The sequence below is a fragment of the Paraburkholderia dinghuensis genome, assembly GCF_003837865.1.
Taxonomy (GTDB): Bacteria; Pseudomonadota; Gammaproteobacteria; order Burkholderiales; family Burkholderiaceae; genus Paraburkholderia; species Paraburkholderia dinghuensis.
The window spans coordinates 260,538-267,503 of sequence record NZ_RQIS01000010.1; the positions used below are offsets into that span (position 1 = coordinate 260,538).

7 protein-coding genes are annotated in these 6,966 nt (G+C 60.8%); 4 read left to right on the top strand and 3 right to left on the bottom strand.

Features of this window, described 5'->3' with window-relative positions; all coding sequences use genetic code 11:
* Window positions 1–4 precede the first annotated feature (4 nt).
* Window positions 5–1,081 (bottom strand): acyltransferase family protein, encoded by a 1,077-nt coding sequence (locus D1Y85_RS15735; protein ID WP_124151982.1) that lies wholly within the window; start codon window positions 1,079–1,081, stop codon window positions 5–7.
* A gap of 430 nt (window positions 1,082–1,511) precedes the next feature.
* Between D1Y85_RS15735 and D1Y85_RS15740 the strand changes: the two genes are divergently transcribed.
* From D1Y85_RS15740 to D1Y85_RS15750, 3 genes are all read left to right on the top strand, one after another.
* Window positions 1,512–1,979: a hypothetical protein gene (locus D1Y85_RS15740; RefSeq protein ID WP_124151983.1), complete on the top strand. Its 468-nt coding sequence runs from the start codon at window positions 1,512–1,514 to the stop codon at window positions 1,977–1,979.
* 403 nt (window positions 1,980–2,382) lie between these two features.
* Entirely contained in the window at window positions 2,383–2,652 is a 270-nt protein-coding gene (locus D1Y85_RS15745; RefSeq protein ID WP_124151984.1) for a hypothetical protein, read from the top strand.
* Between the two features lie 196 nt (window positions 2,653–2,848).
* Entirely contained in the window at window positions 2,849–3,541 is a 693-nt protein-coding gene (locus tag D1Y85_RS15750; protein WP_124151985.1) for a CBS domain-containing protein, read from the top strand.
* 621 nt (window positions 3,542–4,162) lie between these two features.
* On the opposite strand, the gene D1Y85_RS15755 is transcribed toward D1Y85_RS15750, so the two are convergent.
* Together D1Y85_RS15755 and D1Y85_RS15760 are read right to left on the bottom strand one after the other, a co-directional pair.
* The gene (locus D1Y85_RS15755) at window positions 4,163–4,588 is read right to left on the bottom strand and encodes a GlcG/HbpS family heme-binding protein (RefSeq protein WP_124151986.1); all 426 of its coding nucleotides are present in this window, start codon (window positions 4,586–4,588) and stop codon (window positions 4,163–4,165) included.
* 24 nt (window positions 4,589–4,612) lie between these two features.
* Window positions 4,613–5,626, bottom strand: a complete 1,014-nt coding sequence (locus tag D1Y85_RS15760; RefSeq protein WP_124151987.1) for a zinc-binding alcohol dehydrogenase family protein — start codon at window positions 5,624–5,626, stop codon at window positions 4,613–4,615.
* A gap of 158 nt (window positions 5,627–5,784) precedes the next feature.
* Between D1Y85_RS15760 and D1Y85_RS15765 the strand changes: the two genes are divergently transcribed.
* Window positions 5,785–6,714 carry a LysR family transcriptional regulator gene (locus D1Y85_RS15765; RefSeq protein ID WP_124152013.1) on the top strand — a complete coding sequence of 310 codons (930 nt, stop codon included), beginning with the start codon at window positions 5,785–5,787 and terminating at the stop codon, window positions 6,712–6,714.
* Window positions 6,715–6,966 lie beyond the last annotated feature (252 nt).

Here is a 6,966-nt window from a genome sequence, read left to right on the forward strand (position 1 = left end):
AATTTCACGTCAGCACCGGTTGGCGAATCCGCGATCTCTTGCCCTCAAGCCAGGCAAGCGTCGGTTTCTCCAGGTACAAGTGAATGCCGAGTGCAAATACAACCGCAAGGACCGCCACGCAGGAGGCGGCCAGATAGAGGCTGAGCGGCTTGTGGAACGCCCCGGATTTGATGGCCCTGGCAAATACGATCATCCAGAGTCCATGAGTCAGATAAAGGACATAGGACGCGTCGCCGAGCACCGTCAGCGCACGCCCGATCCGGCGACCTTTGTCCTCCGTGTGCACGTACGCGGACACGAGAAGTGCCGCCGGAAGCCCCCAGGCCCACCATCTGAATGAGGGGCGCAGGCCGAAGGTTGCTTCATCGGGTGAGGCCACAGCAGCCCACCAGAAGAGCGCGATAGATGCCATCAACACCGCCCACCTCATACGGGGGCCTGGCTTGGGCAGCCAGATGCTCAGCGAGCCAAGAAAGACGCCGAACAGAAATTCGTTGACGAGTGGGCTCCCATAGTACTGGGCTTGCGCATCGGCGCCGACCATCTTGAGCGCTATAGGCACGCTGACGATCAGCGCGACAATCGACGCCACCCGGTACCTTTGCCACGGAAGACAGAGTACGGCGGCGCAGACAAGGTAAAAGTAAAGTTCATACACGAGCGTCCACGAAACGCCGACGATCAGACCGGCCGATGTCGTGGGTGGAAGCAACAACAGCGACTCGCCAATGCCTGTGGCGCCAAGCTGCACGTGCCTGAACGCGATACCACTGCAAGACAGCGCAACCACAAAGGCAAGATACGTCCAATAAGGCGGAATGATTCGCGTGAGGCGACGGCTGATGAAGCGCCTGGCCGACGTTTGCGAGGAGAAGCCGCCCGTCGTGTGCCACATCACCAGCCCGCTGATGACGAAGAAGATATCGACGCCACACGCTCCCACACGTTGCAACGCAGGAGCGACGTGCGCCAGCGGACTTCCCGAAGCCTCTTCAAGGATATGGTGTGCCAATACCGCGAAGGCCGCGAAGAAGCGTAGATGTTGCAGCCCGTAGAGTTTAGTTTGATGAGCTGTACGCATTTGTCTGATTCAGGGAGCCCGGCAGCATAGTCAGGAGATTCCGCAAGATTACAGAAGGTACGGCAATTCACTGCTGCGGAATGTGATTTGGGCCACATTATCTGGGCGCTTGCGCGCCTGTTCTGTTCTTTCCCGGTGTTGCGGGATCGCCGGAAGACAATCACAAATGTTCGCAGGCAATCGCTCTTTTGCCAAAGCGAGTTGCAGAGGCGACTTTGTGGCCGCAACCAGGTACTGGTTGTCCGAAGTGGACGGGAGCGGTGCCGTCGGCACTGGCTGGGCTGGGCTCACGCGATCACCTGTTCAGGTGATGTTCGGGCGTCAGCGAATAAACTACGATCAGTTCCAGGTCGCCGTTGTATTGCAGGGTGACCATAACCACCACAGATCCAGGGACCAGACCTCGTCGTCGACGGAAGGAGAACACGTCATGATTTCTGCACTGAAAGCAGGCCGTCAGGCAGCGAAGCGTCATCCCGTGTATCTCGCTGGACTCGCTGCAATTGTGGGCATCGCTGTGGCCAACCTCTATGGGATGCAAACGCAGCCGATGGAGGGGGACGCTGCAGGACGGGCCGGCGCGAGTTACGAGAAGGCGTGGGCTGTGGTGGCCGCCTCGGGTGATGCGGGGAAGTTTGTCGCCTCGAACTATCGGACGTGCATCGAAGCCCGCGACACGGGCTACACGATGACAGATTGGTGGTTCACTATCGTTCACTCGCGCTTGAACACGGCGGCGCAGTGCGGCCTGAAAACCGTCTCGCTTGCGTCGCTGAAGGGTGACGCGTTTGTCGCCCAGGTAAAGGACGTGATCAGCGGCCTGCCCACGCAAATCGCCGTGCCTGACCAACCGGCTCGCACGCTCCGATGGTTCGTCATTGACGATCGACCCACGTGATGGGCTGCGGGGGATTTCGTCTCCTCGCAGGGCAGTGTGCGCGGCTTCCGTCGCCGTGTCGTCCGTCGCCCGCACCCGAGGGGATTCGAGGTTATCGAACGCCATCGCCATAGAAAAACGTAGAAGCCACGGGTATCGTCCAGACCAACGATATCGGCGCACTTAGGCGTTTCAGAAAAGAACGTGATCAGAATGACGATTTGAGATTCAGCGGGCACAGAAACCTTCAGCCAGCGTTCACGATGTGTTGAAAGGCGAGTTCGTAAAGAAGATTCTTCCGCACATCGGAGTGCGGCGAGACGTTTAGTTATCCGATTCTTTGTAATAGCCAATTCAAAATGGCATACCGCCTCGCCAAAGGAAGGTAACGCTCAACGGTTTGCCGCGCTTGAGGAGCCACGATATGAACTACCCGAGCCGGGTCATCACCGTTCTGACCTGCTGCGTGTTCACTGCGATGGCTCCCGCCGGATTTCAGTGCTGTATTGCCGCGACTGGTAACGCCGATTTTGATTCTGCGCCGGATGACTCCGCCCAGGTGCCCCATGCCTGGGGAAACACGTCGCTTCTGCGCTTCGACTCATTGCAGATTTCGCTCGCCATGCAGCCAGCACTGGATGACTCGATTGCCCTTTGCATTCCGGGCCTCCTTTGCTCACTCGAAGTTCGATAGCACGGTCGGATTGGGCGCACTCAACGATAAGACGAGCCCATGCAAGGGGGGCTTTGCGCAACGGGCGGTGCCCCAATCGGGAATTGAATCAGGTTATGGAATCAAGTCGTATCAGCACCGAGCGGTCGGCTGAGGTTCAGGCCGCGCGAGGGGACCACCCAATGAGGAACTGTCGCCATACGTTGAAGGAGCAACCATGCTCGCACGCCACATCATGACGACGTCAGTCGTCACCGCAGCACCGAACATGACGATTCACGAGGCCGCACGACTGCTCGTCGTCAACAGTATCAGCGGCATGCCGGTCGTTGACGCGATCGGAACGATCGTCGGCGTCATCCGCGAGAGTGACCTGCTGCATCGGGTAGAAAACGGGACCGGCCATGCCAGGCGTCAGTGGTGGCACGAACTCCTGTGGTCATCGCCTCGCGGGCAGGCCGCGCGGTATGTGAAGGAGCGCGGACGTTTCGTCCGCGACGTAATGTGCGACGAAGTGATCTCGATTCCTGAAGACATGCCGCTCGCGCAGATTGCGGATCTCATGGAGCGTCGGCATACGACACTCGTGCCGGTGCTGAAACACGGCAAGCTGGTCGGAGTCGTCAGCCGCTCAAAGCTGATCGGTACGCTTGTTTCTGTCGTCGCGACCATGGAACCGGCGTCACGCGACGATGCAAGTCTGCGCGACGCGATAGCCCGGGAAATGCACGGGCAGCGCTGGGGGCTTCCGAAGCAGTGCGTGCTCGTCAAGGAAGGTATCGCACATCTATGGGGCGTGATCGAGAGCACGGAGGAGAAACGCGCGATCCAGATTGCTGCCGAGGGCGTGACGGGTGTCAAGCGCGTGGAATTCCACCTGGAGATTCCAAGCGTGATTCCGGCGGTGTAGGTTTCGCACGGCGGCGCCACGTGTGCAGTCGATTCGTCCTGGGTGAACGGCCGGCGGCATGGTCGCGACAGACAAATCGAAATACGCATGAATGTGCTCGTCGGGATATCGCTACAGGTTGAACGTCGCCACTGTGTCTTGCGATGTGGGGAGCGCGTCACCACGCCGGGACGGGTGCCGCCTCATGCAGTTGGCACAAGCTGCCAGCGCACTGCGCATTAGCCTCGCGCCCAAATGATGTCCTGTATCTCCCGGACTATCAGGGCCTGCTTCAGATCTGCTGCCACGCTAGACCGGGAGCAGGCGCCTGACGCGCTGTCACTGCTTGCCGAGACTGTGGTGGTACGCCGCCAGATTGGCGACATTTGTGTCGGACAAGCTTTTTTCCGGAATAAAAACGGTGCGTGCGGCGACACACTGAATAGGTGGAGTGGAAGGATGCTTGTGGCTGATAGCCGACCGATGGGATTGGCCATAGCCGACTGCGTGCGAATTCAACCTGCGGATGCAACACGCTAGCCACTGCTTACGCAGTGGCTAGCGTGTTGCGAAAAAAAATCGCCTCGAAGCCAGGTCATTCCAATGAGTGCGGCCGCAACAGAGTCTGCGAGCAGCGCAGAGTCATTGCAAAAACCCTGCGTTACGCAGCGCCTCCTCGGCGGCCTCATGGTCTTGAACGGACGTTCCGCCAGAAACCCCGATACCACCCACCAGACGCCCTTCATGGAAAAGCGGTACGCCGCCGCCTACCGGCATCAGGCGCGGATGGTGCGCCAGCGGGGCCACAGTGGGCTCCGCCATGTACTGATTCCATTGATGCGTGGCCATGCCGAACGAGGCGGCGGTCCAGGCCTTGTCGATGGCGACATCGACGGTAAGGAATGGCGCCGAATCCGCGCGCTCGAAAGCGCGCAGGTGGCCGCCTGCATCGGTAATCGCGATTGTCGCGGCGAATCCGCGCACCGCGCAGGCGCGGCGCGCCTCTGCCAGCAAGGCTTGCGCGGCTTCGAGACTGATCGTTGTCGTGCCGATGATTTGCGATGTCATGTTTATTCTCGTCGTCAGAAGGATTTAGCGGTTTGCGACGACGATCTTGCCGATCATGTTGCCTGCCTCGACCTGCGCATGCGCCTGAATCAGACCTGCGGCGTTGATGCCGTCGATGCGCCGGGTCAGGGTGTGCTTGAGGACGCCCCGGTCGACCAGTTCCGCCACGCGGCGCAACAAGGCGTGTTGGCGTGCGATGGTGCTGGTGGTGAACATCGCGCGGGTGAACATGAGCTCCCAGTGAATCGAAATGGATTTCCCCTTGAACGGTCCGATATCGAGGCCTACCGGGTCGTCGATGAGTGCGAACTGGCCCTCCGGACGCAGCACGGCGGCGATTTGCGGCACATAGGCGGCGCTTTCGTTCAAACCGGCAACGTGAGTCACGTGTTCGATGCCGAGCGCGGCCAATTGGGGCGCCCACGGCTGACGGTGATCGATGACGTGATGCGCACCGTGCGAGAGCACCCACTCGCGGGTTTGAGGCCGCGAGGCCGTGCCGATGACGGTCATGCCAGTCAGCTCGCGCGCCAGTTGGGTAAGAATGGAGCCGACGCCGCCAGCCGCTCCGATGACCAGCAGCACGTTGTTGTCGGTCGGGTCGGCGGCCTGAACGCGTAGACGGTCGAACAGCAACTCCCAGGCGGTGATCGAGGTCAACGGCAACGACGCGGCTTCAGCGAAGTCCAGCGACTTCGGCATGGGGCCGACGATGCGCTCGTCCACCGCGTGCAGTTCGCTGTTGCAGCCGGGCCGCGCAATGTCACCGGCGTACCACACACGGTCGCCCGGCTTGAAGCGCGTGGCCAACGGACCGGTAGCGCGGACGATTCCCGCTGCATCCCAGCCGGCGATGCGCGCATTACCTTCCGGAATGTCTCCACCGCGCCGGATTTTCGTATCGACCGGGTTCACCGACACAGCTTTGACTTCCACCAGCAGGTCGTAGTCGCGCAGTTCCGGCGTCGGCTGTTCGATGTCTTGCAGTGCCTGCGGATGGCTGATGGGATGGTTCTGATAGAAGCCGATGGCCTTCATGGGAAAAACTCCTTCGGGGCACGTGATGATGGGAACGCGGAAGGCCACTCGCAGCGCGGCGCGACCTTCCTCCAGAGATGCAACGACGTCATGGTATCTTTCGGCGATATGCGAATAAACGCCCGTCACACCCAAACACTTTCGGCATTTCAATGAAAATAATCCGGCTCGATGACGTTCAGATCTTCGTGCACACGGTGGACTTCGGCAGCTTCTCGGAGGCGGCACGCCAGTTGAACATCGCGCCTGCGCAGGCGAGTGCTTCAGTGCAGCGGCTCGAGAGAGCGCTGGGCGCCCGCCTGTTCACGCGTTCCACGCGCAGTATGCAACTATCGGAGGCGGGGGAGCGCTACCTGCCGCATGCGCGGGTCATGGTCGGCGCGCGGGAGCAAGGCGAGCAGGCCCTGGCAAACGGCCGGGGGGCGCTGGCCGGCCCTCTGCGACTGTCCGCTCCGTCTGACTTTGGACGAAACCTGTTGTTGCCGTGGCTGGATGAATTTCAGCACCGGCACCCGGGTTTGTCGCTGCACCTGAAAATGAGCGACCGTGCTGCCGACCTCATCCGCCAGCCGCTGGATGCAGCCGTGCGCTACGGATCGCTGCCGGACTCATCGCTCCTCGGCATGAAGCTGGTCGACGACAACCGACGCGCATTGTGCGCGGCGCCGTCGTACATCGAACGGCATGGTGCACCGGCCAAAGTCGACGACCTGCGGCGGCACAACTGCCTTCGGTACGTATGGAGCGAGCAGATACACGAACGCTGGCGCTTTACCCTGCCCGGCGGCGAGCGCACCGTGGCGGTCACGGGAAACCGCATCAGCGACGATGCCGATGCGGTTCGTCGCTGGGCGATAGCTGGCGAAGGCATCGTCTATAAGTCGCGACTGGACCTCGTCGACGATTTGAAGGCAGGGCGGCTGATCGAGTTATTTCCGCCGGAGTATTGCGAGCCTGCGCCGTTGCACTTGATTTGCGCCCACCGTGAGCAACTGACGCCGGCGATTAACGCGTTGCATGCGTTCCTGCGGGAACGGTGCTCTGCGTTGCTTGCCAGCCATCCCGTGGGTGGATCCCAATCTGTGTAGCGAAGCGCGCAACGTCCCAGGCGCCTCGGCTTGGTGGGGCCTCTATCCTCGCGATTTAGATCGCTGAGTCCAGGGGGCTACCGACGTTTGAATGTTCGCCAGTCGTTGCCCGCGAAGGTCGTCTGTTGGCCGACTTCTGGCCGATGCAGCTGGCCGTAGCCGACCCAGCCTGTGTGAAAACGTGTTGATCGCCTAAACTGAATCAACGCACTGAGACCGGGTGACTCATGAAGCGATTCGTTGAGGGCGATG

Bases quoted from the DNA above. Each gene is read 5' to 3' on its own strand.
- D1Y85_RS15735 (WP_124151982.1), bottom strand. From the start codon at position 1,081: ATGCGTACAGCTCATCAAACTAAACTCTACGGGCTGCAACATCTACGC.
- D1Y85_RS15740 (WP_124151983.1), top strand. From the start codon at position 1,512: ATGATTTCTGCACTGAAAGCAGGCCGTCAGGCAGCGAAGCGTCATCCC.
- D1Y85_RS15745 (WP_124151984.1), top strand. From the start codon at position 2,383: ATGAACTACCCGAGCCGGGTCATCACCGTTCTGACCTGCTGCGTGTTC.
- D1Y85_RS15750 (WP_124151985.1), top strand. From the start codon at position 2,849: ATGCTCGCACGCCACATCATGACGACGTCAGTCGTCACCGCAGCACCG.
- D1Y85_RS15755 (WP_124151986.1), bottom strand. From the start codon at position 4,588: ATGACATCGCAAATCATCGGCACGACAACGATCAGTCTCGAAGCCGCG.
- D1Y85_RS15760 (WP_124151987.1), bottom strand. From the start codon at position 5,626: ATGAAGGCCATCGGCTTCTATCAGAACCATCCCATCAGCCATCCGCAG.